The sequence below is a fragment of the Phascolarctobacterium sp. Marseille-Q4147 genome (assembly GCF_017968825.1).
Classification (GTDB): Bacteria; Bacillota; Negativicutes; order Acidaminococcales; family Acidaminococcaceae; genus Phascolarctobacterium_A.
Window position 1 is genome coordinate 785764 of sequence record NZ_CP072874.1, and the last position, 25774, is coordinate 811537.

General features: G+C 45.2%; 25 protein-coding genes and 1 pseudogene. 8 read left to right on the forward strand and 18 right to left on the reverse strand.

The features are described 5' to 3' along the window. Nucleotides 1–28: 28 nt before the first annotated feature. Nucleotides 29–832, forward strand: coding sequence for an ATP-binding protein (locus KAH19_RS03665; RefSeq protein WP_210685139.1), 804 nt, complete (start codon nt 29–31; stop codon nt 830–832). Beyond that, nucleotides 829–1707, forward strand: coding sequence for a DMT family transporter (locus KAH19_RS03670; RefSeq protein WP_210685140.1), 879 nt, complete (start codon nt 829–831; stop codon nt 1705–1707). The genes KAH19_RS03665 and KAH19_RS03670 overlap by 4 nt, the downstream gene beginning before the upstream one ends. On the opposite strand, the gene KAH19_RS03675 is transcribed toward KAH19_RS03670, so the two are convergent. The 9 genes and pseudogenes from KAH19_RS03675 to KAH19_RS03715 form a co-directional block, all read right to left on the reverse strand. After that, entirely contained in the window at nt 1704–3125 is a 1422-nt protein-coding gene (locus KAH19_RS03675) for an HNH endonuclease family protein (RefSeq protein ID WP_371816695.1), read from the reverse strand. The genes KAH19_RS03670 and KAH19_RS03675 overlap by 4 nt on opposite strands. 63 nt (nt 3126–3188) lie before the next feature. Next, nucleotides 3189–3775 (reverse strand): annotated as a pseudogene (locus KAH19_RS11040) (DUF262 domain-containing protein); the annotation flags it as partial. 57 nt (nt 3776–3832) lie between these two features. Further along, the gene (locus KAH19_RS03685; protein ID WP_210685143.1) at nt 3833–5443 is read right to left on the reverse strand and encodes an AAA family ATPase; all 1611 of its coding nucleotides are present in this window, start codon (nt 5441–5443) and stop codon (nt 3833–3835) included. Nucleotides 5444–5534: 91 nt separating this feature from the next. Beyond that, nucleotides 5535–5909, reverse strand: a complete 375-nt coding sequence (gene crcB, locus KAH19_RS03690; RefSeq protein WP_210685144.1) for a fluoride efflux transporter CrcB — start codon at nt 5907–5909, stop codon at nt 5535–5537. Continuing rightward, nucleotides 5906–6271, reverse strand: a complete 366-nt coding sequence (locus KAH19_RS03695; RefSeq protein ID WP_210685145.1) for an Hpt domain-containing protein — start codon at nt 6269–6271, stop codon at nt 5906–5908. The genes crcB and KAH19_RS03695 overlap by 4 nt, the downstream gene beginning before the upstream one ends. Before the next feature lie 22 nt (nt 6272–6293). Continuing rightward, nucleotides 6294–8795 (reverse strand): response regulator, encoded by a 2502-nt coding sequence (locus KAH19_RS03700; RefSeq protein ID WP_210685146.1) that lies wholly within the window; start codon nt 8793–8795, stop codon nt 6294–6296. A 271-nt stretch (nt 8796–9066) separates the two neighbouring features. Next, nucleotides 9067–9876 carry a site-specific DNA-methyltransferase gene (locus tag KAH19_RS03705; RefSeq protein WP_210685147.1) on the reverse strand — a complete coding sequence of 270 codons (810 nt, stop codon included), beginning with the start codon at nt 9874–9876 and terminating at the stop codon, nt 9067–9069. A gap of 11 nt (nt 9877–9887) precedes the next feature. Beyond that, a complete protein-coding gene (locus tag KAH19_RS03710) occupies nt 9888–10721 on the reverse strand; it encodes a Dam family site-specific DNA-(adenine-N6)-methyltransferase (RefSeq protein ID WP_210685148.1) in 834 nt (277 codons plus the stop codon). Between the two features lie 75 nt (nt 10722–10796). Further along, nucleotides 10797–11522: a TRM11 family methyltransferase gene (locus tag KAH19_RS03715; RefSeq protein WP_371816696.1), complete on the reverse strand. Its 726-nt coding sequence runs from the start codon at nt 11520–11522 to the stop codon at nt 10797–10799. A 191-nt stretch (nt 11523–11713) separates the two neighbouring features. Between KAH19_RS03715 and KAH19_RS03720 the strand changes: the two genes are divergently transcribed. The 4 genes from KAH19_RS03720 (at nt 11714) to KAH19_RS03735 (ending at nt 14322) form a co-directional block, all read left to right on the forward strand. Then, complete coding sequence (locus KAH19_RS03720; RefSeq protein ID WP_210685149.1) at nt 11714–12424, forward strand: hypothetical protein; 711 nt, start codon at nt 11714–11716, stop codon at nt 12422–12424. Nucleotides 12425–12468: 44 nt separating this feature from the next. Then, the gene (locus tag KAH19_RS03725) at nt 12469–13320 is read left to right on the forward strand and encodes a type II restriction endonuclease (protein ID WP_210685150.1); all 852 of its coding nucleotides are present in this window, start codon (nt 12469–12471) and stop codon (nt 13318–13320) included. A 143-nt stretch (nt 13321–13463) separates the two neighbouring features. Further along, nucleotides 13464–13703, forward strand: a complete 240-nt coding sequence (locus KAH19_RS03730) for a helix-turn-helix domain-containing protein (RefSeq protein WP_210685151.1) — start codon at nt 13464–13466, stop codon at nt 13701–13703. A gap of 4 nt (nt 13704–13707) precedes the next feature. Beyond that, nucleotides 13708–14322, forward strand: a complete 615-nt coding sequence (locus KAH19_RS03735) for a hypothetical protein (RefSeq protein WP_210685152.1) — start codon at nt 13708–13710, stop codon at nt 14320–14322. A gap of 414 nt (nt 14323–14736) precedes the next feature. Here the strand turns inward: KAH19_RS03735 and bioB are convergent, their stop codons facing one another. The 8 genes from bioB to KAH19_RS03775 form a co-directional block, all read right to left on the reverse strand. Then, nucleotides 14737–15756, reverse strand: coding sequence for a biotin synthase BioB (gene bioB / locus KAH19_RS03740; RefSeq protein ID WP_246869422.1), 1020 nt, complete (start codon nt 15754–15756; stop codon nt 14737–14739). A gap of 241 nt (nt 15757–15997) precedes the next feature. Further along, nucleotides 15998–16426 (reverse strand): VanZ family protein, encoded by a 429-nt coding sequence (locus tag KAH19_RS03745; protein WP_210685153.1) that lies wholly within the window; start codon nt 16424–16426, stop codon nt 15998–16000. A 36-nt stretch (nt 16427–16462) separates the two neighbouring features. Further along, on the reverse strand, nt 16463–17293 hold the full coding sequence (locus KAH19_RS03750; RefSeq protein WP_210685154.1) for a bifunctional 5,10-methylenetetrahydrofolate dehydrogenase/5,10-methenyltetrahydrofolate cyclohydrolase: 831 nt from the start codon (nt 17291–17293) through the stop codon (nt 16463–16465). A gap of 195 nt (nt 17294–17488) precedes the next feature. After that, nucleotides 17489–19159: a formate--tetrahydrofolate ligase gene (locus tag KAH19_RS03755; RefSeq protein ID WP_210685155.1), complete on the reverse strand. Its 1671-nt coding sequence runs from the start codon at nt 19157–19159 to the stop codon at nt 17489–17491. Between the two features lie 116 nt (nt 19160–19275). Next, a complete protein-coding gene (locus KAH19_RS03760) occupies nt 19276–21309 on the reverse strand; it encodes a penicillin-binding transpeptidase domain-containing protein (RefSeq protein WP_210685156.1) in 2034 nt (677 codons plus the stop codon). Continuing rightward, nucleotides 21306–22484 (reverse strand): FtsW/RodA/SpoVE family cell cycle protein, encoded by a 1179-nt coding sequence (locus KAH19_RS03765; RefSeq protein ID WP_210685157.1) that lies wholly within the window; start codon nt 22482–22484, stop codon nt 21306–21308. The genes KAH19_RS03760 and KAH19_RS03765 overlap by 4 nt, the downstream gene beginning before the upstream one ends. Before the next feature lie 13 nt (nt 22485–22497). Beyond that, complete coding sequence (gene trmB, locus KAH19_RS03770) at nt 22498–23136, reverse strand: tRNA (guanosine(46)-N7)-methyltransferase TrmB (protein ID WP_009144566.1); 639 nt, start codon at nt 23134–23136, stop codon at nt 22498–22500. A gap of 120 nt (nt 23137–23256) precedes the next feature. Beyond that, the gene (locus KAH19_RS03775; RefSeq protein ID WP_210685158.1) at nt 23257–23820 is read right to left on the reverse strand and encodes a hypothetical protein; all 564 of its coding nucleotides are present in this window, start codon (nt 23818–23820) and stop codon (nt 23257–23259) included. Nucleotides 23821–24032: 212 nt separating this feature from the next. On the opposite strand from KAH19_RS03775, the gene gluQRS reads away from it, so the two are divergent. Together gluQRS and KAH19_RS03785 are read left to right on the forward strand one after the other, a co-directional pair. Continuing rightward, on the forward strand, nt 24033–24989 hold the full coding sequence (gene gluQRS / locus KAH19_RS03780) for a tRNA glutamyl-Q(34) synthetase GluQRS (protein ID WP_210685159.1): 957 nt from the start codon (nt 24033–24035) through the stop codon (nt 24987–24989). A 53-nt stretch (nt 24990–25042) separates the two neighbouring features. Beyond that, nucleotides 25043–25261, forward strand: a complete 219-nt coding sequence (locus tag KAH19_RS03785) for a hypothetical protein (protein WP_040564521.1) — start codon at nt 25043–25045, stop codon at nt 25259–25261. Nucleotides 25262–25341: 80 nt separating this feature from the next. Here the strand turns inward: KAH19_RS03785 and KAH19_RS03790 are convergent, their stop codons facing one another. Continuing rightward, nucleotides 25342–25767, reverse strand: coding sequence for a PaaI family thioesterase (locus KAH19_RS03790; RefSeq protein WP_210685160.1), 426 nt, complete (start codon nt 25765–25767; stop codon nt 25342–25344). Nucleotides 25768–25774 lie beyond the last annotated feature (7 nt).

The following is a 25774-nucleotide window of genomic DNA, read 5'->3' on the forward strand; positions in this document are numbered from 1 at the left end:
CTATGTAATGCAAAAGGAGATTATACAGATGACTAAGAAAAGCACCTTCGTTCCCGCCAAGGATTTGAGCAAGCTGTGGCGGGCTATTATAGAATTCGATATGCTGCAGCCGGGCGACCGCATCCTTGTCGGCCTCAGCGGCGGCAAGGACAGCATGCTTCTGACAGCCATGCTGGCGGAAATCAAAAAATATTCGCCGATTCCCTTCGACCTTGCCTGCTACACCGTCAACGGCATGTTTGCACCCAACTTTCCCAAGGCGGAGCTGGAGGCCTTTTGCGCGCAGTTCGGCCTTACACACTACAGTGACGATGTTGACGTAATGGCAGCACATGAAAAGAAAGGCGGCAGTCCCTGCTTCACCTGCGCCTACTTCCGCCGTGCAGCCACCAACCGCCGCGCACAGGAGCTTGGCTTCAACAAGGTGGCATTGGCGCACCACAATGACGATGCAGTGGAAACCTTCTTTATGAATCTTGTGACCAGCGGCCAACTGCGCACCTTTCTGCCGGTAACGCCACTGTCGCGCTCCGGCATCACGGTACTGCGCCCGTTGCTCTACTACCGCGAGCAGGAAATCCGCGATCTGGTGGCAAAACTGGGTCTGAAGCCTATCAAAAACCCCTGTCCTTATGACGGTCACACCATGCGCCAGGACATCAAGGAGCACATCGCAGCACTCGATGCGCAATATCCGGAAATCTACGAGCATCTGGCGGCAGCCATGCGTGACAGCGACAGGCAGGAGCTGTGGCCGCCCAAGCCCGGCAAGGAGCTGCTGCAAAAATTCCACACCTTTTGGGGACGTGGCAAAAAGCAGGCTGAGCAATGAAAACAAAGGCCTATCTTTATATCATCACTGCTGCTGTCTGCTGGGGTTTAATCGGACTCTTCGTCAGAACACTGGCAGCACAAGGCTTCAGCTCCATGCAAATAGTTGCCCTGCGTTCGCTGGCAGCGGCAATCTGCGTCACACTGCCGCTGCTGCGGTCAGGAAGTGCCGCCCTGCGCATCAGACTGCGTGACCTCTGGCTTTTCGTCGGCACCGGCATATGCAGCCTAGTATTCTTCAACTACTGCTACTTCAACGCCATGCAGCAGACAAGCTTGGCGGTGGCAGCGCTATTGCTTTACACCGCGCCCGTCTTTGTCATGCTTATGTCGCTAGTATGCTTCAGTGAAGCCTTCACGCGCACCAAGGCACTCGCTCTGCTGCTCACCTTCAGCGGCTGCGCCTGTGTAACCGGCGTCTTCGGCAGCAGCCTTACGCTTACGCTCAGCGGCCTGCTCTACGGTCTGGGCAGCGGCTTCGGCTATGCGCTGTACAGCATTTTCGGCAAATATGCAGTGCGCAAATATTCGTCACTCACCATCACCGCCTACACCTTTTATCTGGCACTCGCAGCTTCATGGCCATTGGCAGATTTTGATTATCAGCGTCTTGCAGCCATTGACCTGCCGTCCATCGTCAGCGTTTTAGGGCTGGGCCTGCTCTGCGCCGTACTTCCTTATCTGCTCTACACCAAAGGACTGGAACAGATTGAAGCAGGACAGGCTTCCATCCTCGCGACGATTGAGCCCTTTGTGGCTGCCGCCGTCGGTGTCATCTTCTTTGCGGAAGCACTGACGCCGGTAAAAATCATCGGCATGGGACTGATATTTGCGGCGATTGCCGTGTTGAATATCAGGAAAACGAAAAAAGGCTAATTTATCGATGTATTGTTAGGTTTTGCACTATAAACAAAATCCTCACTAATATCGAACTCATACTTTTTCATTAAACCTCTTATGAAAAATATACATGCAGATGCAGAATAACCTGTTGAAATATAAATGTTACAGTTTCTCAACTTAAACGGGTTGCGTACACCGTCTTCTTCATAAGAAAACGCTGGTGTTGTCCATTCCGGCAGTGGTTCATGTTTCTTAGCCATATCATCAATAATGCTATTGTCCATATCGTACAAAATTTGAGCAATAGACCTTACCATCTCAGCAAAACTACTAACATTCACACGTTCTCCTAAAAACTCAAAATAATTTACTGTTTTATAAGTAGCATCGTCCGGATTCGCTAATGTATAAAGCTTATAGTGGGGATCAGTAAATTCAATTTTTGTTTTTGGTTGCTCAATAGGAAATAGTTTTAAAATAATCTCAGCCAAACGTTTTGCACGTTTTTCCATATTTACGCTATTCCATTCACTCTTATCCTTAACATCACTATAGAGAACAGCTATATGTGTAATGGTTTCTTCCAATTTCTCTTTCTTTTTTTCAAACGGCTTATCTCCAAGCTCACTATTATACCCTGTTAATGTCAAATTACCGAGCGTATGAAGATACTTTTCATGCACAGATTGCCAATTTTCTCCTAACATTTTTTGCCACGACATCGACAAATTTTTATTTTGTGGCATTATATGCTCAATGCTTAGATTTTCTGTATCTAATGTTTCCTTGCCTTGGTTTTCGATTGCACAGAGTAAATATTTGCAAAGAGCATTTTTACTATAAAGATTCTTTTCTTGCAATGCTGTCACAAACTCATTATCTGATGGTATTGTATTTTTCGAGGTTTGTTGCAGAAAGAACGAAACTAGAGAATCGTAGTATGTATTTTTATTTTCTTTTTGTTCGAATACACGTCCATAAAGAGTCTTATATAATCCACGCAGAGTATTAGAACCAATCTCACAAACAAGTCTTCTTATACTGTAGCTTAGAAGCATTTTGAGCACTCTCGCCAGTTCATTTTTATTAATAATTCCATTTTCATAATCATCAAAAACTCTGAACAAAAATAAGTATACCGTAGTCTGCTTTAGCTTGCGCAAGCCTGCTAAAGCTTTATTTACTTCAGCGCCAAAATCACTGCTTCCATAACAAAATACATAATACTGCTTTGCGTAATGCAAAATTTCCTGAAGCATTTTCTCATTGTCATACTTACCTTCTACATATACCTGTTTAAAGCTTTTATAGGCTTCACTTTCTTTTACAAAGCCATCGCTTTTCATATTCAGATAATCTATAAAAAAGTTATCAAGCAATTTATCAGGCAACAAGTTCTGCACAGTAAGCCAATACTCTTCATATAAACGTTCTTGATCTGTATCAGTCATTAATATGTAATTACGAATCAAATCTGCTAATCCTAGCTTAATACCTGTTGAATTAATTCTTTCAAATATTTCTTGAGCATTATCGTCTGTATCTAATCTAATATCTGCACAAATCAGCTTTTCTATCCCATCATTAATCATCAGTACAGAATTAGCACTTGATTCCTCAAGAAATGATTTTATTAATTGCATAAAAAGCATATAGTTATGATAAATTATGCCTCGCCTGCTCTTATCCATCTGCTCTATTTTTCCTGACATTAATAACAGAAGTTGATCATTATCAGTTTTTACCGGTTTTAATTTCAGCTTGCTTTTTTCGTCTAAGCCATATCTGTCAAATTTATCTTCATTGTAGAGATATCTTTGCAGAGCATCCTTATCTCTATCATCATCTGCTGAATCAGCAAGTGCTTTTATCAAGATATAAAGCGTTGTTGTCCATCAATAATTATATATGAATCAATATGTTTTTTAGAACCCAAAGGTGCATACACGAAAGAACCACAAAAATGAGGTCTGTCTTTTTTATATGCCATAACTATATCTTCAAAAAGCTTTGTACACTGCTCTTCAGTCCATGCATAATCCCTTTGAAAAACAGGAATGCAGTACTGTTTTTTGTTAGGTTCAATATAGTCATTCAGCATTCTTCCGCTTTCAATTTTCACCTTATTCACTCCCTATTTTCATCATAATACAGACAACTACTTCTGCAGCACCTCTACCTTACAGCGGTGCTGCTTTGTTTTCTTGGAATAGCCTATACCGACAGCCAAAATCCTTCCTTTATAACGCTTGCTGCCATCTCCCAGAGTTCCAGCAAATTTGAGCGCATACTGTCTGCGTTTAATCTGCTCAATCGCTTCCTCAGGCGTATGGTCCACCTTCAGCTCCAAAATAAGGCAATCATCGTTTTCCTGATAGGGATAGAAGATAAAGTCAACATAGCCTGTCCCGGCCTTATCCTCCCTTTGGACATTATATCTGTCACGTGCTGCCAGATATATGAGATTAACAATAGCAGCCAGTTCGGTCTCATTGTTATACGCCAACAGCGGTGTTTCCGTATTGTGCGCAAATTCCAAAACCCTGCTCATTGTAGCGGTATCGCCTTTCAGCGTAGCCTGCAGCATCGCTTCCGATTTTACCGCCAGCTGATGTACGTAGCCCAAGGAATCCTTGTTCAGGAGCAGCTCATTAAATTTATCCATCAATTCTTTGTTAGGTATGAACACTTTGCCGTTTTCATATGTCAACAGGCCATAAACAACCATCGCCGAAAAAATCTGCTGCTTTGTATTAAGCTCCAGCAGCATGGCCGCATATTCCTGTATTTTCAAGGGTATGCGTTCACCGGCAGCCATCAGCGCCAAATCATCACGTACCGCCGTCACATTGTTGCGGATATAGTAAAACAATTCATCATAGGGTCCGGAGCTAGTCCAATAATTATAAAGCTGGTTATTCTGTAAAGCCATAACAACAGAGCGCGGATTATACAGTAAATTGCCAGCAGCAGTGTGATAGCCGTCATACCATATTTTTAAGCCTTCACGTGTAACCTGCGGTTGAGCCGTCAAAGCCTGATACTTTGCAAACAGCGCATCTACTTCCGTATCATTAAAGCCAAAAACATCACTATATAATGACATCGTAGCCATATTATATTCCGCAAATGTATTTAATTCCGAGCCGCTGGTATATTTTGATATCGGCAGTACGCCAGTCATATACGCCAGCTGAACGTATACTCTGTCCTTAAGCAAATCCTTTAAGAACAGCAGGTATTTTTTTCTGTCATCTTCGGAAATAAAGGCAGCATGAAAGATTGCATCCCATTCGTCAAAAATGAAAATAAACCTTTCGCCCGTCGCTGCAGTAATTCTTTCCAAATCCTCAGCTACGCCGCCTGCCGCACGATAATCAACATCGGGATACGCCTTATGCAAATCCTTCTTCAAGGCATCAGCAATATTATCTATATAGCTTTGGTAATCATTGCTGCTGATTCTGCTGAAATCAATATAAATAACATTATATTGATTAATATGCTGCATAGCCTCGGCATCACGTCCTATCTTTAACTGTGCAAAAAGCTTGGCCGTAGCGGCACTTTTAGTCAAAAATGCTCCCAGCATATTAGCCATAACAGTTTTGCCAAAACGGCGCGGACGTGTGATGCACACATACTTACCATTAGTACCTATACGCTGCAGCATTTGGCCTATAAAGGCTGTTTTATCAACAAAATATGTACTTTTAGCCATCTCCTCGTATAACACTGCCGGAGAGAGAGTATTTAACAATAATCCCATATGATTCTCCCCCTTGCTTTTGCGCATAGTCTATATCACTGATTATAACATACATTTTCACAAGTGTTGTTTATTCCTTACAGCGTCAGCCTCATACCCCTTTACCCGCCAGCACGCCTGCTCCCGCAGCCACAAGTCCCAAAAGCAGGCTGCCGCCGCTGTACGCTGCCGCGGCAGCGATATTACCCTCCGTCAGCAGCATCAGGCTTTCATAGCCAAACGAGGAAAAGGTGGTGAAGCCGCCCAACAAGCCTACGCACAAGAACAGGCGCCAGGCCGCAGGCAGCAGACCGCGCTCCACAATCAGCGTCATCAAAAGGCCCATGCAAAAGCAGCCTATGATATTTATGGCGAAGGTTCCCCAGGGAAGGGCGCTGCCGCTCGCTCTGCTGATAAAATTACCCAGCAGATAACGGCACACTGCACCCAAAGCACCGCCGACTGCTACACTTATTATTTCCATCATGCGCTCTCCAGCTCCTCAATATATTGCAGCGTGCGCTGCCAGTCAATCTTAACCGCAGCCAGCTTCGCCTGCAGCTGCGGCACGGTATAGTCCTCGCTGCGCAACAAACTCACAATATCGGCAAACTGTGCCTGCAAGCCGATCAGCCCCAGCGTTGCGCACACGCCTTTCAGGTTGTGCGCATAGCGCAGCACCTCCTGCCAATTTTCTGCGGCAGCAGCCTCCTCCATCAGTCTGTAATCATCGGTTGTCAGCAGCTTGCGCAAAAAGCGCACATACATAGCTTCACTTTCCATAAAGCGCTCCTCCAGCGCCTCCTGAATATCAATCGCCACATACTGCGGCAGTTCCTGTAAATGCACGGCTTCGCACCCCTTTCTGCTCTTAATGCTGCAGGTACGCACTCATCATCTGCGCCAGCAGCTTCATCTGTACCGGTTTCACCATAAAATCATTCATGCCGGCAGCCATCGCACGTTCCACGTCATCACTGCCGCTGTTGCCTGTCAGCGCCAGAATCGGCACCTTACGCGCATCCTCGCGCGGCAAAGCTCTGATAGCCTCGGCAGCCTCACAGCCATCCATTTCCGGCATCTGCATATCCATCAGCACCATGCTGATGCTGCCCTCCTCCGAAGACTCAAACAGGTTCACGGCCTCCTTGCCGTTGCTTGCCGGCAATACCTCCAGACCGTTCATCGTCAGCAGCTCGCTGATAATCTCCATATTGATACTGTTATCCTCTGCTACTAAAATTCTGCAGCCGGCAAAATCCTCCAGCTTCGGCATTGCATCCTGAGGCTTGCTTTCCACCTTTTTCACGATATTGAACGGCAAAGAAATAATTACGCAGGTGCCTTCATCAACACGACTGCTGATGTGAATGCTGCCATCCATACGCTCCACCAGGCTTTTGACAATCGTCATGCCTAAGCCAGTGCCGGTAACGCGCGGCACACCGAAACGGCTGTCGCGTTCAAACGGTTTGTAAATTTTCTCCAGGAATTTGGCCGACATACCGCAGCCGGTGTCCTTAATAACAAAGGTATAATGCACGCGGTTGCGCTCATTGCCCGGCTCACGACGCGCCAAAAAGCTGATTTTGCCATGCGCCTTGGTATATTTAAGCGCATTCGACAAAATATTATTCAAAATCTGCTGCAAGCCCTGCAAATCGCCGCTCACCATTTCATCTTCTTGCAGCATCAGCTGAGAGTCAAAGAACTTCTGCTCCAGCTCGGCCTGCGCCGCAAAAATATCGCTGGTATCCTGCGCTACCTTGGCAATCATAAAGGTTTCCTGCACATGCTCCACCTTGCCGTTGTCCAGACGTGCCATTTCCAGAATATCGTTAATCAAAGTCAGCAGCTGCTGCCCTGCGGCGCTTATTTTGCGGATATATTCCTTCACCTGTCCGCAGTCATCCTTGTGCAGCTCTGCCAGCTCAGCCATGCCGATAATGCCGTTGAGAGGCGCACGCATATCGTGCGACAGTGCGGAGAAGAACATGTTTCTGGACTTGGCATTTTCTTGTGCTACCTGCAGCGCCTGCTCCGTCAGCTGCAGATGCTCCAGCTCCTTCTGCTTTTCAGCCTCCACCTCACGGAAGAAGAAAACCGCTTCGTCCTTATTCAACAAATCATCACGCATCAGGCGGACATTAAGCCATCTGTATTCCTTGCCGAAGCGATGGCGGAACTCACCGCCGAAGTCATTGATATGCCGCTCCACCAGCTCTTTGATATGCTCACGTGAAAAGCTGGCCGCAAACTCATCGGCAGCCTCCGGCTCCACATTCTTTATCAGCTCCTGCAGCAGCTCATCATAATCGCCCTCAGGCTCCTGCGGCCCCGGGCTGGTGCTTTTCAGCATATAATAGCGTCCTGTAACATAATTCACTCTAAACACAGCCAGGAAGGACTTGCTCATAACGCGGATAACCTCATTGATGCTTTGCAGCTGTTTATTCAGCATATGCTCGCGCAGCGCCAAACCGGCAGCCAGCAGCAGGAAAATGGCCAGCGTCAGGCTGAACCACTGCATCAAATCCTTATAATCACCCATCAGGAAATCATATGGAATCGTTACAATAGATATCCAACCCTTTTCCGAAACCGTGTAGTAAACCCCGCGCTTATTGCCTTCATAGTCGGTAATATAAGATACATCACTGTCAGAATCACGGATTTCCTTAAAGATTTTATCTACATAAGGTTGCTCTTCTTCTATCGACAGATTGCGGTCATTGATGGTAAACATAATATTACCGGACGGATCGCAAAGGTAGTAATAGCTGTCCTTCGGCAGCTTATTGTCACTCAGCAGGCCATTCAGACGCTCCGGATAAAGATTCATCGCCAGTACATTGTTATCGCTAAAGCGCACGGCCATCGTCAGCAGGCGCTCATTATTCTTGCCGTATTGATATAAATTAGTATAGGCTACGCCGCTTTTATTGCTCAGCGCTGCCTGATACCATTTCAGCGAAGCAACATCTGTCGGCTGTCCCTCCAATCGCTTGCCAATAAGATGCCCGTGTACTACAGCGCACATATCAAAGCGGCCCACATCAGCATTTTTTTCCATATAATCGGTAAAATGCGTCAGCGCCTCCTCCAGCTCTGCATCTGTCATATCGGGCTTCATTTCCAGCATATGTGCAAGGTTCTGCGCGGCACTGCGCAGCAGAATTTCCTGAGCTTTTATGCGTCCTGTTTCCCTTGTGGCAAAGCGGGCTGCCAGCTGCTGTCCCATAATATGCGAATTATCCAATATTTTTTCGCGCACAATATACAGGCTCACCAGGGAAACAAGCAGGAAGAAGGCGAAGATGCCTATGCTGTATAGAGATACCTTTATTCTGTTCCTAAAAAATTTAAAGTCCATAAGCCCTCCATTGAGCCACTGTCAATAAACATGTGCATATTTCATGCATACACATTTTATTATATAACACCAGGCACATCTCTACAAGTGCATACGTCAAAAAGCCGCCTGCGGAGGTAGAAGTTTCCTCTGCAGGCGGCTAATTAGGTATTTATGTATATATATGCTTGTTGCGTTACTATTGTTGACTAAAATATTGCATTAGGTAACGATGAGGACAAAGTTAGAAAGTGGTTAGGCTTCTGATTTTGTTATTTTATTAAAGAAAGAGTTAAATAAACAAAGACTCCTGTTCTTTATCTAAGCGTTTTTGCGTAAGCTCCAGATATTCCTCCACATTATCAATCCCTATAAAATTACAACCGTTGCGCAATGCTTCAACGCCAGTTGTCCCCGAACCGCAAAACGGGTCCAGCACTATATAGCCTGCTTGCGTAGAAGCCTGCAATATTCTTTCCAGTAAATACTCCGGCTTCTGCGTAGGATGCTTGCCAAACTTCTTTTCCGAAGGCTTGGTAAGACTGCCTGTCCAGACATCCTTCATCTGCTTTCCGCCATTTATTTCTTTCATCAAGGCATAGTTAAAAAAGTATTTTGCTTTTTTATCATCCTTGCAGGCCCAGATGATTGTTTCCGTAGAATGCGTAAAGCAACGGCAGGCAAGATTCGGCGGCGGATTAGTTTTTTGCCACGTAATGTTATTGATTATTCTAAAGCCTTCCTCTTCTAAAGCCATGCCGATAGAAAAGATATTATGGAAAGTTCCCGATATCCAGATGGTGCCGTTGGGTTTAAGCACTTTTTTGCAGAGGTTTATCCAGCGTCTGTTGAATTGATGCTTGTTGGCTAACATGTGCTCTTTATCATCAACCATATCCCACGCAGCTTTATTTACAGAAACCATTTTGCCACTACGGCAAGTAATGCCGTTATTACTTAAAAAGTAGGGCGGGTCTGCAAAAATTACGTCAACGGATTCAGGGCGAAGCTTTTGCAGCAGCTCAAACGTGTCGCCTAGGAGCAGTTGTGCATTTTCAGTTTGGTAGAAGAATTCTACATCTGTTTCAAATAAATTTTCCATAATACTAGCCTTTAATAGTTACAGATAATAACCTCTTGACCTTTGCGATTGTTAGCATCTGAATTAATCATACGCTTTACATTTACAACACTAATAGTATATCCCTTATTACCATATAATTGCTCAATAAGTTCTGTATTATGATTCGTCAGCATACAATAACAGCCTCGCTCTGTTAACTCGTCATATAAGCGAGCAAGCCTTTCATGACTTTCAAGTGTAAACCCTTCTTTAGTGTAAGATTCAAAAGAAGTAGGGTTCAAAGGTGCATACGGACTATCTAAAAAGACAAAATCACCTCTATCAGCATTACGACATGCATCTTCAAAATCACCTGTTGTTATCGTTACTCTTTTTAAATAATCCGAAGTCATTCTTATAGACTCTTCATCACAGGACACACGTTTAGAGTTGTTATAAGGAACATTAAATAGTCCTTTGCTATTTACTCTGTACAATCCATTAAAACAATGCTTATTCAAAAAAACGAACAATGCCGCCAATTCAATATCATATTCCATTTTTTCTAATTTCATATTATATAAATTACGCATTGAATAATAGTAAGCTTTGCCGTCCTCCCCTATTGCAGAATCAATTCTATTAATATTATCTAAAAATGAATCTACATTTTCTCTTATCTGTACATAAGCATTTATCAACGCTTCATTGATATCATTAATCAACGCATTTTCAGGAAGTAAATCGAAAACTACTGCTCCTCCGCCTATAAATGGCTCATAATATCTATTATATTCCCTTGGCATTCTCTCTCTTATTTGTGCTAAAAGCTGTCTTTTACCACCAGCCCATTTTACAAACGGACCTACTGTAGCATTTTTCAAGTTATTCTTCCTCTCCAGACTAAACTATACCATTCTATTATAGAGGCAATAACTGAACTTGACAATCCTGAATTTTTACTTTTGAAAAACAAAAATGTACTCATGCGCTAATAATAAAAACTGAAGATTGCGTTCACACCAATAGTCCGTTGAACGACAATTATGCTGTTCTTTAATAATAATTTCCTGGGAATGAAAGTTTTGCTCCAAAAAAATCTTCATTACTTCAAATCCTAATGGGAAAATTTTTCCTTTACGCCTTATATCTCCCATCATTACCGCGCAATAATGATTAGGCTTTAAAACTCGATAAGCTTCCTGAGCTACTAAAGACATTCTCTCCAAAAAATCGCTCAATGATAAACAAGAAATATCCTCCGGTATATCTTGGCTATATTTTATAATATCAGCATAGGGCGGATGTGTGCAAACAAAATCAATCCCATTAGTTTTTATAGATGATAAATTTGTAGCATCACCTTGTTTAACAAAAATCTGTGATATGGAATCAAATGAGATTTGTAATTTTTTCTTAGCCAAATTTACTGCTTTATTGTTGATGTCAATTCCAATCGCATTGCGATTTAACAGTTTAGCTTCTACAAGCGTAGTTCCACTTCCAGCAAACTGATCTAACACCCATTCACCTGGTTTTGTATAACGTAAAATAAGATTCCTCGGTACATACGGTGACCAGTTTCCTCTATATTCTCCGGTGTGAGTAGCCCAATTCCCACGCTCTTTAAAAGACCAAATTGTTGTTTTTTCTAATGCGAAATTACTTGGTTGAATATATATAATAATCGCCGCCCTTATATTATTCAGAATTTTCTTTTTATTCTATCATATTATATTCTTCCTGTCTAGTTTTAGCACTTTATTTGTATGAAATAATCTCGACATTTTTTCTACAAACGTTTATACTATATATAGGCGATTAATATCATAATATTTTTCGGTTAGCAAACAAATTTTGCGAAGGAGGAAATGCAATGCCGAACTGGGCTTATAATAATAATTTATTTTATAGCCAAAACAAAGACATCATTTGTGATTTGCATGATAAGCTTAATAGATGGAGCAATATGCCTAAAGATAAACTCAGCTCTAACAACTGGAATGGATGTTCAAAATGGCTAGGCAATATCCTTATACAAGCTGAACTCGATGAAAAAAAGGTCATTGATGGTTATTATGGCAAATGTCGCGGTGAAATCTCCGAGATAACCGCTGTTTCTTCAAGTGTAATTGATGGTATGAAATATTATTATTTTGCTGTTGATACAGAAACTGCTTGGTGCCAAATGAGTAAAATGTGGGTATCTTTATTTGAGCATTTATACGGCGATAAAGCCAACGAAATAAAATATTCATGGCTATCAGAAGAAGAAGGCAGTACACTTTATGAACGTCATGATCCCAATAAAATGTTCCGACTTCTTGGTTATTCCGGCAACGAAAAATATCTTATGGAAAGCTATATAAGTAAAAATAGCAAATACGCAAATCGCATTCCGTATTCTTCAAAAATGCTTATAGAAGAAGAAGCTTTTAGGATTATAAGCACATTTTTAAATAAAAAAATCGACAAAAACAACCTTGATGATTCTGTAGACGAAATTAATGAGCTTTTATATAGCGAAAATGAAGATGCCTATCTCCACATCAGAAAATTTGAAGATGTAAAGCTGCTTATAGATTAAAATACTCTGCAATACAAACAAACTCTACAAGGAAGTGACTACATATGCAAAAACGCATTTTTAATGATTGGCTTGCAACTTTCAGACCTTCAATTAATGGTTACGGATATTATACTGACTTTGCTAAAGTATATGAAAACGCTGAGCGGTTAAAAATCGAAATTAATATATTGAATTCTCTTATCCATTCAAAACATATCGAAGAAGACTTTGAAGCTCTTCTTGCCAGATATCCTGAATGTTTAAAGGCTATACCTATTTTACTGGCTGTACGCGAATCTGAAATATATTGTCAGGATGAAAAAGGCTCAGTAAACTACAAATTTTCCCAAGCCGAGCAATCTGTAGAACAATATAAATACTTTATGCGTCAAACCGGTTTATTTGATATGTTAGAGAACCATATTATCTCTAATTTATACGATTACGTAACAGGCGTTGAAGTAGGTTTAGGTTCCAATGGTCGCAAAAATCGCGGCGGTCACCAGATGGAAGATTTAGTTGAAAGCTATTTAAAGAAAGCTAAAGTAGAATACTACAAAGAAATGTACCTTACGGAAATAGAAGAAAAATGGCAAATTAATCTATCTGCTATTTCCGCTGAAGGAACGTCCACAAAACGTTGGGATTTTGTCATAAAAACAGATAATTGTATTTATGTTATTGAAACAAACTTCTACGCAAGCGGTGGTTCCAAATTAAACGAAACGTCCCGCAGCTATAAAATGATAGCCGAGGAATCTAAAAACATCAAAGATTTCAAGTTTGTTTGGATTACTGACGGCGCAGGTTGGCGTAGTGCAAGACGTAATCTGGAAGAAACTTTCAACGTGTTAGATACCTTATACAATATCACAGATATGGAAAACAATATTTTTGAACAGTTATTTAAGTAAAACCTAAAAATCGTTATTACCAAAAGAGTGAGTAAAGTTAAAAACTTTACCCACTCTTTTTTATTTCACTATAAGTGCAATATTGTCTTTTAACAAAATGAGATAATATTCACAAATAGTGAAACTTAACAGGTGGTAACGTTATGCGCTTTTCTTCAGACTTAGATTTATACAATACAATAAGCCAAAACATAAAATACTATCGGAAGCAAAGAGGAATCACCCAAATCCAACTTGCCGAAGAAGCAAAAATAAGCATCAGTTATTTATCTAAAATAGAAGCTGCAGGATTAAACAAAAGCCTTTCAATATCTGTTTTAAACCAAATAGCTAATGCACTTAATATAGACATTGAGAAATTCTTTAATAAACAAGGGAGCTGATATTATGAATCTTGCAGAAATAACTAAAGTTGCACAAGAATTACCATTTGATGAACAAATAACAATATACAAAAGTCAAGGTTATGAAATATCATTCTTTAGGCCAAGTAAGCTATCTGCAAGATTTAAGCACTATGATATAAACAAAAACTTCCAAATTTATCTTAAAGAGCCAAATCAAAAACCCTATAAGCCAAACCATCTACGATTACTCTTCGACCTATATTTTTTATCCAGAGAAAATCCAAATAAGAAAAATGACATACTCGAAGCCTTCGATAAAATATTTTACGGAGAAGATGCGTTAACCGCAGTCGATAAACTGACTTCACTTAACTGCCAGCAAAGTCTATCTCCTATAGATATTAATGCAATACTAGCCCTGTCATTCATAATTGAACAAAATATTGGTTACGGAAATAAAAGTAAATTTTCTCCTCCGTCCCTCTATATACAAGGCTGGATAAGAACATTTATCGACAGTGATAAGCCGCTAGACCAATTATGCTATAGAATTTGCAGAAATACTCCACCAGCAGCCCAATATACTTGTAAAGATAATGCATTCAACAAACGCTACACTTCTAACAATACTGTTTTATGGTATAAACAACTCTAACACCATATTCTTTGCAACGCGCTCAAAGCAAATTTAAAAAACCTTTGCTCAACTCACCTTTACGTAAAATTAAAATTCCATCCCGCTGCACCACATGCACCACTTGCACCACTACTTTTGGTGCAAACGTAAAAACTGCTCCACAACCCCTAATATATATCCCTGTAAGTAAAGTCTTCGTAAGGGTTCTAAAGCTTTATTTTATGCTGTTTACGGCTAAAATAAGGCTTTTTTATTTATATTATATTAAAATTCACGAGCTGCTGCTTTTTCAGCAAAAACGCCGAAAAAAGTGGTTCAACTGGTGCAAGTGGTGCAACCGGTGTAAAACGCACCGTTAAAGCAGCATATAAAAAGCTGCCTGCAAAAGGACCTCGTCCGTCCGCAGGCAGCTGAATTTTTTGCAATATGTAATTATGCCTGTTCCGCTCTGGCATCAATCGCAGCAGCTTCCGCATCCGTAATATATTCCGGCTTAATGTCACGTCCCATATGATTCAGCATTTTTCTGTCGCTGCGGATAGTAGCGCAGGCCACAGTGGTCAGCATATTACCGGTAATGGTAGCGGAGGCACCTGCCTTGAAGGCGGTTTCACCGTCATTGGTCAGCAACGCACGGCCTGCACCCAGGCGGATATTAGCCAAAGGATTGATGTAACGGAAGAAGGCCACAGTACGCAGTATATCATCCTCGCTCAGACGCGGCAGATGCTCCAGCGGCGTACCCGGAATCGGCATCAGCGCATTCAGCGGAATAGAATCAATGCCCAGCTCAGCAAGGCTAATAGCCATATCAAGACGGTCCTCCCAGGTTTCGCCCATACCGATAATACCGCCGGAGCAGGCGCACATGCCCTCCTCCTTGACCATCTTCAGAGTGTTGATTTTCATATCATAGGTATGCGTGGTGCAGATATTAGGGAAGTTGCGCTTAGAGGTTTCGATATTATGATGATAGCTGGTGACACCTGCCTCATGCAGACGGTGCAGCTGCTCACGGGAAAGGAAGCCCATGGAAGCGCACAAATCAATCTTCAAATCACGATGCATGGTTTCATACGCATGAATAGCCTTGTCGAATTCTTCGCCGGTCAGCGCCTTGCCTGCGGTTACAATGGAAAAGCGGTGTACGCCTTCCTCCTGGTTCAGGCGTGCCAGCTTCACGATATCCTCCTCCGGCAGGAAGCTGTAAACCTCGCAATCGGTATGGTTATGTGCAGACTGCGCACAGAATTTGCAGTTTTCCGGACAGCGGCCGCTGCGTCCGTTGATAATGGAGCACAAATCCACACGCTCACCGACAAAATGCTTGCGAATTTTATCTGCGCCTTCACATAAGGCCTGCAAATCGCAGGTCAGAAATGCCTTTAAATCGTCCTGACGAGTCAGTCTTCTGCCATCAATAATTTCTTGTGCTAATGCTTGCGGGTTCATATTCTCTTCTCCTTTTTTGTAACCTATTTAATTGGTAGGCTTATGCTGTAAAAAAATAAGTGGTACGTTAACCTTGACGTTTTTAACGTTACCATCCGTTAACCAGAATTATAGCACAGGATAACGATGAGTGCAAGCAGAAGGAACGGCAAAATGTCTGCAAAAGCAATTATTTTCTCTGCGCAGCAAAAAGCTGCAGCCGGACGCCTGTCGGCGCCAAGTTGCAGCCTGCAATTTTTAATTATTTTCGTGCGCTCCACTCCCAGATGCGATATTCCAGCCAGGCGCAGAAGACTCCGCTGAAATCCAGCAGTACGTCCTTCACTCTGCTGGCACGTCCCGGCGAAAAGGCTTGGATATATTCATCGATTACAGCTACCAAAAGTGCTAAAAAGAGAATATAACCGGTTGCCGTAAGCTTAGGCACGCCCCAAGCACTGAAGCTGCGGCACAGCAGCAATCCCAACAGCGCAAATTCGCAAAAATGCGCCATTTTGCGGATGTGATGCTCAACATCACCCGCCAGATGAATATCCAGATGCTGCGCCAAAAGCTGTGTCAGTGCAACAAACCAGCCGCTAATCTCGGAAGACTGCTTCAAGGGCAGCGACGAATTATAATAGATAATGCCCACAAGACAGGCAGTGAGAAAAACCCATAAATATTTCATAAAGCTCCCCACTTAATTATTGTACCTGCAGCAAAATCAGATATGACGTGTCAGGCACTCCATTACCATCATATTGCTGACAACACCAATACCGCCCGGCACAGGAGTAAAGGCACTCGCCTTTTCGGCAACTGCGGGGTCAACGTCGCCCACCAGCTTGCCGTCCACAGCGTTGATGCCTACGTCCACAATTACAACGCCTTCCTTAACCATTTCCGGCTTTACAAAGCAGGCCTTACCCACTGCAGCGACAATAACATCCGCCTGTTTTAAAATCTCCGGCAGATTGCGTGTACGCGAATGGCAGATGGTAACAGTAGCGTTTTTCTGCAGCAGCAGTACGCTCACAGGCTTGCCTACAACATTACTGCGGCCGATAACGACAACGTTCTTGCCCTCCAGCTCAATGCCATAGTGCGCCAGAGTTGCCATGCAGGCACGCGGAGTGCAGGCAGCAAAACGGCTGCGGCCCATGAACACATCACCGATATTTTGCGGATTCAGACAGTCTACGTCCTTGTTCGGAGAAACTGCCGCGCCCACGTTATCGCTGTTGATATGCTTCGGCATCGGCATCATCGGCATAATACCGGTAACGTAACGGTTACGGTTCAGCTTTTTAATGATGCTGATAACCTCCTCCTCCGGAGTATCGGCAGGGCAGGTAATAACCTTAGCGGCACCGCCCAAGCTTTCAATCAATTTGACCAGCCTGCCCTTATATACGTGAGATGCGGGATCATCACCCACAACCAAAATAGCCAGAGTTACTAACAGGTCGTGCTGCTTAGCAACAGCAATCTTTTTGGCAATAGCCTCACGGTAAACATCAGCAACAGGCTTACCCCTCATTAAAACAGTTTCCATAGTAAATTCACCTCAAAACAAAACAGATAATTTATTATAGATAGCAAAACAGGAACGCAGATAGCGCTTTATTCTCCAATTCCTTAAAGGCTGGCGGGAAAGCGTCAGATGCTATGCGATAGCGACGACGGCGTACTTAAACGTACTCCTAGGAGCTATCGCGACGCAGATGGCGCTTTATCCGACAGACTTGCTTTAGAACAAACCGCTGATTACACCATCATCCGAAACGTCTATTTTCTCTGCTGCCGGAACCTTAGGCAGACCGGGCATAGTCATAACATCACCGGTCAAAACTACGATAAAGCCGGCGCCTGCTGCAATGCGGCAGTTGCGGATAGTAATCTTGAAGCCGCTCGGACGGCCCAGCAGTGCCGGGTCATCGGAGAAGGAATACTGGGTTTTAGCCATGCAGATAGGCAGGTTGCCGTAGCCAAGCTCTTCAAATTCCTTGAGGGCTTTATCTGCTTCCTTAGTATAGTTAACGCCGTCAGCACCATAAATTTCTTTAGCGATGGTTTCAATCTTGCCTTTCAGGCTCATATCCAGCGGATAAATCGGCGCGAATTTGCTCTCGCCGCTGTCTGCCAGGGCAATTACTTCTTTAGCAAGGTCGATACCGCCCTCGCCGCCTTTAGCGAATACGTCGGACAGTGCAACATTAACACCGTGCTTAGCGCAATGCTCGCGTACTGCCTCCAGCTCTTCTGCGGTATCCTGAGCGAAGATGTTGATGGCAACTACGCAGGGAACGCCGAATTTTTTAACGTTTTCGATATGCTTCTCCAGATTTACCAGACCTTTTTTAACTGCCTCTACGTTCGGAGTTTTCAGGTCGGTTTTCGGTACGCCGCCGTGCATCTTCAGCGCACGTACGGTAGCAACGATAACAGTTGCGTCCGGTTTCAGGCCGGCATAACGGCATTTGATATCAAAGAATTTTTCTGCACCCAGGTCAGCGCCGAAGCCTGCCTCGGTGATAGTATAATCAGCCAGCTTCATGCCGGTCTGAGTTGCCATAACGCTGTTGCAGCCATGGGCAATATTAGCAAACGGACCGCCGTGGATGATTGCCGGTACGTTTTCCAGAGTCTGTACCAGGTTAGGCTTAACGGCATCCTTCAGCAGAGCTGCCATTGCGCCCTGAGCCTTAATCTGGCCTGCGGTAACAGGATTGCCGTTATAATCGTAAGCAACGATAATTTTTGCCAGACGCTCCTTGAGGTCATGCAGGCTGCTTGCCAGGCAAAGAATAGCCATAACCTCGGAAGCAACGGTAATATCAAAGCCATCCTGACGCGGTACGCCGTGAGCCTTGCCGCCCAGGCCTACTACGATGTTGCGCAGCTCGCGGTCGTTCATATCTACAACACGCTTCCACGCAATACGGCGCGGGTCAATGTTCAGAGCGTTGCCCTGTTGGATATGGTTGTCCAGCATTGCTGCCAGCAGCATATGTGCGGAGGTGATAGCATGGAAGTCACCGGTAAAGTGCAGGTTGATGTCCTCCATCGGCACAACCTGAGAATAGCCGCCGCCTGCAGCGCCACCCTTAATGCCCATGCAGGGGCCGAGAGAAGGCTCACGCAGAGCTACGATAACCTTTTTGCCGAGCTTAGCCAGGCCTTGTGCCAAACCTACGGTAGTAGTGGACTTGCCTTCGCCTGCCGGAGTCGGGGTAATAGCGGTAACCAGAATCAGCTTGCCGTCTTTTTTATCTTTAACACGGCGGATTAAATCGTAGGACAGTTTTGCTTTATATTTGCCATATAATTCAATATCGTCCTCGCTAATGCCTAATTTGGCAGCAACATCAGTAATTTTCTGCATTTTTGCCTGTTGGGCAATTTCAATATCGGATAACATGTTTATCTCCTCCTATTTCATTGCGTAAAAAACTGCGCATAGTGGCAAAGTATCTTATATAGTTCTTCCCCGAGCAGCTTTTCTCCTGCCCGGGGAAGTAAAATAATACAAAATTTTTAGTTAAACCACACTTCTACCGTAGTGTTTTCAAGCACCTCACTGCCCGGTGGCGGCTTCTGCTGCCATGCATGGCCGCTACCGTAAGGCTTCAGCTTCAGCTTATACGGCTCCAGCAAATCGACAGTATTGCGCATGTCCAGTCCTTTGAAATCCGGCAGCTTGATTTTGCCGTCCGGCATTCTTTGCAGCACCGGCAGCTGCTTCGGCTTCTGGGTATCCTTCTGTCCTACGGCATTCATCTCCTCGAAAGAAGGCAGGCCTTCGCTTGCTGCGGGCTGAATGCCCTTGGCAACCAGTATCTGCTGCAGTGTATCGCGAAAGATAGGTGCGCTGACCTGTGAGCCGTAGAAGGCTCCCTGAGGCGTATCCAGCATAACCAGCATTGCATAGCGCGGTTTATCCGCAGGCACAAAGCCTACGAAGGAAGCAATGTACTGACCGGCAGCATAACCGCCGCCGGCTGCCAGCTTCTCAGCCGTACCTGTTTTGCCGGCAATGCGGTAGCCCTTAATCGCAGCAGTCTTGCCGCCGCCCTCGCTGACTACCTTTTCCATCATCTCACGCATCTGGCGTGCAACCTGCTCGGTAATAACATTGCGTACTACCGTCTTTTTGCCTTCCTTGATAACGGTTCCGTCGGCAGCCACAATTTTTTTGATGATATACGGCTGCAGCAGCTCGCCGCCGTTGGCAATCGCGCAGATAGCGCGCAGCTCCTGCAAAGGTGTCACCGCAACGCCCTGACCGATAGCCATCGTCGCTACGTCCGGCTCATACATATCCTTAGGATTGTACAGAATGCCTCCCTCTTCACCGGGAAGCTCAATACCGGTAGGCGTACCGAAGCCGAACTTTTTCGCATAGCTGATAAGCCTGTCCGCTCCCAGCTTCATTCCCAGCTGTACCATGCCGGTGTTGATAGAAAACTTGATAACAGTAGAAAACGGCACCGTACCCATACCTTCGCCATCCCAGTTGTAAATAACGCGGTCGGCAATCTTGATACGGCCGTTGTCCTGAATCGGTGTATCAGGCGTAATGATACCCTCCGTCAGGCCCATGCAGCCGACAATCGGCTTAAATACCGATCCGGGCTCGTAAATCATGGAAACGGCACGGTTCGTCCAGCTATCGGGGCTGTACTTGCCGAAATTATTCGGGTCAAAGGTAGGACGGCTGGCCATACCCAAAATTTCACCGGTGTACGGGTCCATGATGATGGCTGCAGCTCCCTTGGCCTTGGTGCGTGCCATAGCATCATCCATAGCATCCTCCAGCACATACTGAATTTTGCTGTCCAGTGTCAGATAGACCGTAGGCAGCTTTTCCTGCTTCGGCTGCAGCTCATGCCCCGGATCATTCACCATTAAGCCTAAAAGCTGCTTGCCTACCGCATCATGCAGCTTGGAATAGGTTGTTTCGCTGCCCTTCAGCACATCATCAAGCTGATATTCCAGGCCGCTCAGGCCCTTGTCATCGGTACCGATAAAGCCGAGAATCTGCGCTGCCGCACGCTTTTTAGTATAATAGCGCTTGCTTTCCTCCAGAAAATGCAGGCCCTTCAAATCATTATCCTTAATAATTTTCTGAACCTGTGCTACTTCCTTCGGCTCCATGGTGCGCTTCAGCCAAACAAAGCGTCCGCCGCCGGTAAAAATACCGTAAAGCTTTTGGGCATCCGTTTTCAGCACCGGTGCCAGCAAATCCGCGCTTAAGCGTCTCACATCACGCTGCACGGTTTTTTTGTTCTTTTCATCCTGCTCGTCCTGCATCATTTCAGGGTCTGCGTAAAGCGAGCCCGTCATAATGCTCACGGCCATCTCTTCGCCGTCACGGTCCACAATGCGTCCGCGCGGAGTGCCGCGTATATACTCTGCCGTCAGCTGTGATTTCGTCAGCTGCTTGAGCCTGTCTGCCTGCACTACCTGCAGCCAGATTAAACGTAAAAACACACCGGCTACAATTACAACCATACATATACATAAGGCTGTAAAACGTCTTTTACTGTCTAAAAAAGCAAAAGGCTTCATTGCTGCCACCTCCTGCTGCCCACGACACGCAAATCACTGCGGCGTTTTTCCGGCGGTTCGGCATCCAGAAGCTGCTGCTTTTCTTCCTCATCATAAACAGACAGCAGCAAGCCGATTGCCGCCATCGAAATTATCATCGAGCTGCCGCCGTAGCTGATAAAAATAAGCGGTACACCGATAACCGGGAAAATACCGCAAACCATCGCCATATTGGCAAAAGCCTGGCCGATGATTAAAAAGGTAACTCCGGCTGCCAGCAAAAAGCCCTTCTGATCTCGCGTACTGATTGTAATCTTATAAAAAGCAACTCCCAACAGACAAAAAACAAGCAGCAGAATAAGTGCTCCGAAAAAGCCGTTTTCCTGACAAAAAACAGCAAAAGCAAAGTCGGTATGAGCCTCCGGCAAGTAAGCAAACTTTGCTGCGCCGTGTCCCCAGTTGGTGCCTGTAAGGCCGCCACTGCCGATTGCCAGCAGCGACTGCACCATCTGATAGCCCTTGCCCTGCGGGTCGAGCCAGGGGTCAAACCACACATGCAGACGCTGCAGACGATATTCCGAACTTATTGACAAAAGCACAGCGCCAACAGCACCAACGCCAACAATAGTTGTTATCCAGCGCGCAGGCAATCCGGCAACAATAAACATGCCCATTACCAGCGCCGCAATAATTGCCGCCGTTCCCAGGTCAGGCTGCACAAGAACGCCAAAGGCAGCTATACCCGTTGCCATTGTCACCAGAAGGCATTCGCCCTTATACAGGCTTATCTTCTCTCCCAGCTTCATCGCGTTGCCCAAAAATCTGGCTGACAGCATAATCAGCACCAGCTTGGCTATCTCTGACGGCTGGATAGAAAAAGAACCGATATAAATCCAGCGTGTAGCACCCTTATTGGCTGCTCCCCAAAAATGCACCACTACCAGCATAACCAGCACTATGCAATAGCATATCCACAGAAATCTTTTATTCAGCAACCTTTTGTAGCCTATACGACGGACAAAATAAATGCCTGCCAATCCCACAAGGGCACAAAAATAATAGCGAAACAAATAAGATGGTCCGTTATCATATAAGCTGGCGCTGAACACATTAATGCCGCCAAGCAACAGCAGCACGGCCATAAGAGTAAAAATAGCCTGACGGGGATTATCCCATAACAAAAATCTCTTATTCATGGCAAAGCCCTATTTAAAAAACTACCTCGCAGAAATTAATCGGCGTACCCAGCGCACTGAATTTCTGCTCATATTCTGTTTGTACAGGGTTCTCATATTCGGAATGATGCAGGTCATAGCTCAAAGCAATAATCTGCAGGCCGAACTCCTTGAATTCCTCTACGGAAAAATCAAACAGAGCGCGGTTATCCGTTTTAAAGCGCAAGTGACCGCCCTCGCCCAACAGCTGCTTGTACAGCGCCAGGAAGTTGCGGTGCGTCAGACGGCGTTTGGCATGACGTGCCTTCGGCCAGGGGTCGCTGAAATTCAGATACAGCTCCTTGATTTCGCCTGGTTCGAACCAATCCAGCAGGTTTTCGGCATTAGCGCAAATGATTTTAACATTCGTCAGCTCTTTGTCCTTCGCTGCCTTAGCGGGGAAATAGGCAATATCATGCTGTGTTTCAATACCGATAAAGGCTTTGTCGGGATACAGCTCTGCCATACCGATGGTAAAGCGTCCCTTGCCGCAGCCGATTTCCAGACACAGACGTTTGCCCGGGAACATCTCCTGCCAATGTCCCTTAAACTTATCGATATCATGCAGGAAAACGTATTCTCCCTGCACTTCCTTCATAGCTTCTTCAATCCACGGTTTTTTTCTTAAGCGCATAGTCAGACCTCACATAAAAATATTTTCTCAACTATATATTATACAACAAATCCCCTTAACTTGGGAAAAGAATTATAAAAAACCGGCAGTAAATAATCACTGCCGGCTCAACTTGCCGCACTAATTCTTTTTCAAAAAATCCTTAGCCTTGTGCAGCATTTCATCCGCCTTACGATTCATCTTATCCAACGTATCATCCACCTCAAAGCGACGGCTTTCATCACCCAGCGGCTTATCCTTGCAGGCCATATTCTTCAGCTCGCCCAGCATTTTAATGCCTTCGATGCGTGCCTCCTCATAAGTTGTTTTAAACGCAGACAAATCATCGGGGCAGCCTGCCTCCAGCCAAGCATTCGCCACCTTGCCCACGGCGTAGGTCACCGACATGCCCACGGGAATCTGCACCGGCGCAAAGGGAATCAGCGTTGCCAAGGTCTGTCCCACAAAGGCACCGCCCAGCGAACCTAAAAGTCCCAACACGGCACTTTCGGAAAGCTTAATGCCGCGCAGCTTAGCCAGACGGGTAATCATATAAACCTCGTTCGCCATCAGCGTCATCGTGCCTACTACCGGAGCAACGACAATTACACCGGCACGGGCTGCGGCCCAGCGGCAGATATCCTCCGCCTCTTTATCCGTATCAACGGCATATTTCATTTTGTGTTCTTCCAAACGCTCTGTCATTTTCTCACCTCATTTATGCAGCATCCAAAGCGACTTACTTTTTATAATTACATTATACAGCAAAGCAGACGGGCAAAACAGTGAGATTATAGTGAAATCGCCGCTGCCGCAAACTTTTTCCTTCATACGGACTAATCTCCTGAGCAAAGCAGGAGAGTTTATGGTAAAATATTAGAGTATATATTGATATTCGGTCAAGGTGGTGAAAGATAGTGACAGCGGACAATACGCCTGTCGTAGGACGCTTTGCTCCTACGCCCAGCGGCTTTCTGCATTTGGGCAATGTTTTCTGCAGCCTGCTGGCCTGGCTCTATGCCAAAAGCAGCGGCGGCAAAATAGTTTTGCGCATCGAAGACCTGGACCCGCAGCGCTGTTCTCTCGCCAAGGCAGACGCACTGGCCCGCGAGCTGGAATGGCTGGGACTGACGTGGGATGAGGGTGCGTATTGCAGCGCTGACAGCGACAGCTTTTTCCAGAGCCGCCGCAGCGATATCTACGCTCACTACTTCGACCTTTTACAGCAGCAGGAGCTTGTCTATCCCTGCTTTTGCAGCCGCAGCGAGCTGCACGCCGCCGAAGCGCCCCACGCCAGCGACGGACGTATTATTTACGCCGGCACCTGCCGCGAGCTGACGGCAGAGCAGCGCAGCGCTAAAATGCAGCAGCGCCGTCCAGCCTGGCGCATCAAGGTTGATGACGAGCTTATCGCCTTTACGGACATGCACTACGGCAGACAGCAGGCCAACCTGGCGCACGAATGCGGTGACTTTATTCTGCGCCGTAGCGACGGAGTGTACGCCTACCAGTTGGCTGTTGTCATCGACGATGCGCTCATGGGCGTAAATCAGGTAGTACGTGGCTGCGATCTGCTCAACTCCACACCGGTGCAGCTTTATCTTTACCGCCTGCTGAACCTTACGCCGCCGTCCTTCTGCCACATTCCGCTGCTTACGGATGCTGCAGGACGCAGGCTTTCCAAACGCGACGGTGATCTGGAAATTGCTGCCCTCAGGCAGCACTTCGGCAGTCCGGAGCCTATTATCGGCCTCCTGGCCTATCTTGCAGGCCAGCTGCCCAAGCCGGAACCGCTTACCGCAGCAGAGCTGCTGCCGCTTTTCCGTCCGGAAAAAGTTCCCCAAGACAATATCGTTGTACCACAGTTGCTTTAACTGCTCAGACAATAACACATTTCACTGATTATAAAACCTGGGAGGAATATATAATGAAAAAATATTTAATGAAAATCAAGGTTAATATGCTGATTGTACTTATCATCAGCTTACTCGGCGGCATGGCCGGCAGCTACTTCTTCAACAACCGCTGGTTAGGCCTGATTGTCGCTATTCCCCTGTGCGCTCTGTATATCTATCAGGTATATCAGGTACAGGCAGATTACCGCGAACAGCACACCAAAAAGAAACACACTAACAAGTACAGATAAGAATAAGGCGCAAAAGCAAAACTGCCCTGAAGCAGCTTACGATATTTATCGTGGCTGCCTCAGGGCAGTTTTTTATTTTATTACCATTTCTCCGGTACTTCCTGCAGCTTATCCATAACGAACATAATATAAGTAACATTACAGATCAGGTTGCCTGCATCATCCTTAATTTCCGAAACAATATTAATCGTAGACTGGCCTTTATGTACAATCCTGCTTGTAACGCTCAGTGCGCCCAGTCCGCGTACATTACTGATATAATCAATATTCATATTCAGCGTTGTACAGATTTTGCCAACAGAAGCACATGTAATACCGGTTACGCAATCTGCCAGCGCTGCCATGGCACCGCCATGCACGCCCAGCCAATGATTGGTATGAATATCAAAATCAATAGGCATCACCAAGGTTGCACCGCCGCAGTGCACCTCCTTGATTTCGATTTTCAGGACATTCATAAATGCGTTGCTGCTCCACATTTTGCGGATAATTTCTTCCGGATTCATAAAAACG

Excerpts from the sequence above, each read along its gene's own strand:
- bioB (WP_246869422.1), bottom strand. The coding sequence starts at position 15,756 with ATGAACCCGCAAGCATTAGCACAAGAAATTATTGATGGCAGAAGACTG.
- KAH19_RS03760 (WP_210685156.1), bottom strand. The coding sequence starts at position 21,309 with ATGAAGCCTTTTGCTTTTTTAGACAGTAAAAGACGTTTTACAGCCTTA.
- KAH19_RS03670 (WP_210685140.1), top strand. The coding sequence starts at position 829 with ATGAAAACAAAGGCCTATCTTTATATCATCACTGCTGCTGTCTGCTGG.
- KAH19_RS03700 (WP_210685146.1), bottom strand. The coding sequence starts at position 8,795 with ATGGACTTTAAATTTTTTAGGAACAGAATAAAGGTATCTCTATACAGC.
- KAH19_RS03775 (WP_210685158.1), bottom strand. The coding sequence starts at position 23,820 with ATGACAGAGCGTTTGGAAGAACACAAAATGAAATATGCCGTTGATACG.
- KAH19_RS03735 (WP_210685152.1), top strand. The coding sequence starts at position 13,708 with ATGAATCTTGCAGAAATAACTAAAGTTGCACAAGAATTACCATTTGAT.
- KAH19_RS03755 (WP_210685155.1), bottom strand. The coding sequence starts at position 19,159 with ATGTTATCCGATATTGAAATTGCCCAACAGGCAAAAATGCAGAAAATT.
- KAH19_RS03685 (WP_210685143.1), bottom strand. The coding sequence starts at position 5,443 with ATGGGATTATTGTTAAATACTCTCTCTCCGGCAGTGTTATACGAGGAG.
- KAH19_RS03750 (WP_210685154.1), bottom strand. The coding sequence starts at position 17,293 with ATGGAAACTGTTTTAATGAGGGGTAAGCCTGTTGCTGATGTTTACCGT.
- KAH19_RS03725 (WP_210685150.1), top strand. The coding sequence starts at position 12,469 with ATGCAAAAACGCATTTTTAATGATTGGCTTGCAACTTTCAGACCTTCA.
- KAH19_RS03720 (WP_210685149.1), top strand. The coding sequence starts at position 11,714 with ATGCCGAACTGGGCTTATAATAATAATTTATTTTATAGCCAAAACAAA.
- KAH19_RS03705 (WP_210685147.1), bottom strand. The coding sequence starts at position 9,876 with ATGGAAAATTTATTTGAAACAGATGTAGAATTCTTCTACCAAACTGAA.
- KAH19_RS03785 (WP_040564521.1), top strand. The coding sequence starts at position 25,043 with ATGAAAAAATATTTAATGAAAATCAAGGTTAATATGCTGATTGTACTT.
- KAH19_RS03745 (WP_210685153.1), bottom strand. The coding sequence starts at position 16,426 with ATGAAATATTTATGGGTTTTTCTCACTGCCTGTCTTGTGGGCATTATC.
- KAH19_RS03665 (WP_210685139.1), top strand. The coding sequence starts at position 29 with ATGACTAAGAAAAGCACCTTCGTTCCCGCCAAGGATTTGAGCAAGCTG.
- trmB (WP_009144566.1), bottom strand. The coding sequence starts at position 23,136 with ATGCGCTTAAGAAAAAAACCGTGGATTGAAGAAGCTATGAAGGAAGTG.
- crcB (WP_210685144.1), bottom strand. The coding sequence starts at position 5,909 with ATGATGGAAATAATAAGTGTAGCAGTCGGCGGTGCTTTGGGTGCAGTG.
- KAH19_RS03765 (WP_210685157.1), bottom strand. The coding sequence starts at position 22,484 with ATGAATAAGAGATTTTTGTTATGGGATAATCCCCGTCAGGCTATTTTT.
- KAH19_RS03790 (WP_210685160.1), bottom strand. The coding sequence starts at position 25,767 with ATGAATCCGGAAGAAATTATCCGCAAAATGTGGAGCAGCAACGCATTT.
- KAH19_RS03730 (WP_210685151.1), top strand. The coding sequence starts at position 13,464 with ATGCGCTTTTCTTCAGACTTAGATTTATACAATACAATAAGCCAAAAC.
- KAH19_RS03675 (WP_371816695.1), bottom strand. The coding sequence starts at position 3,125 with ATGACTGATACAGATCAAGAACGTTTATATGAAGAGTATTGGCTTACT.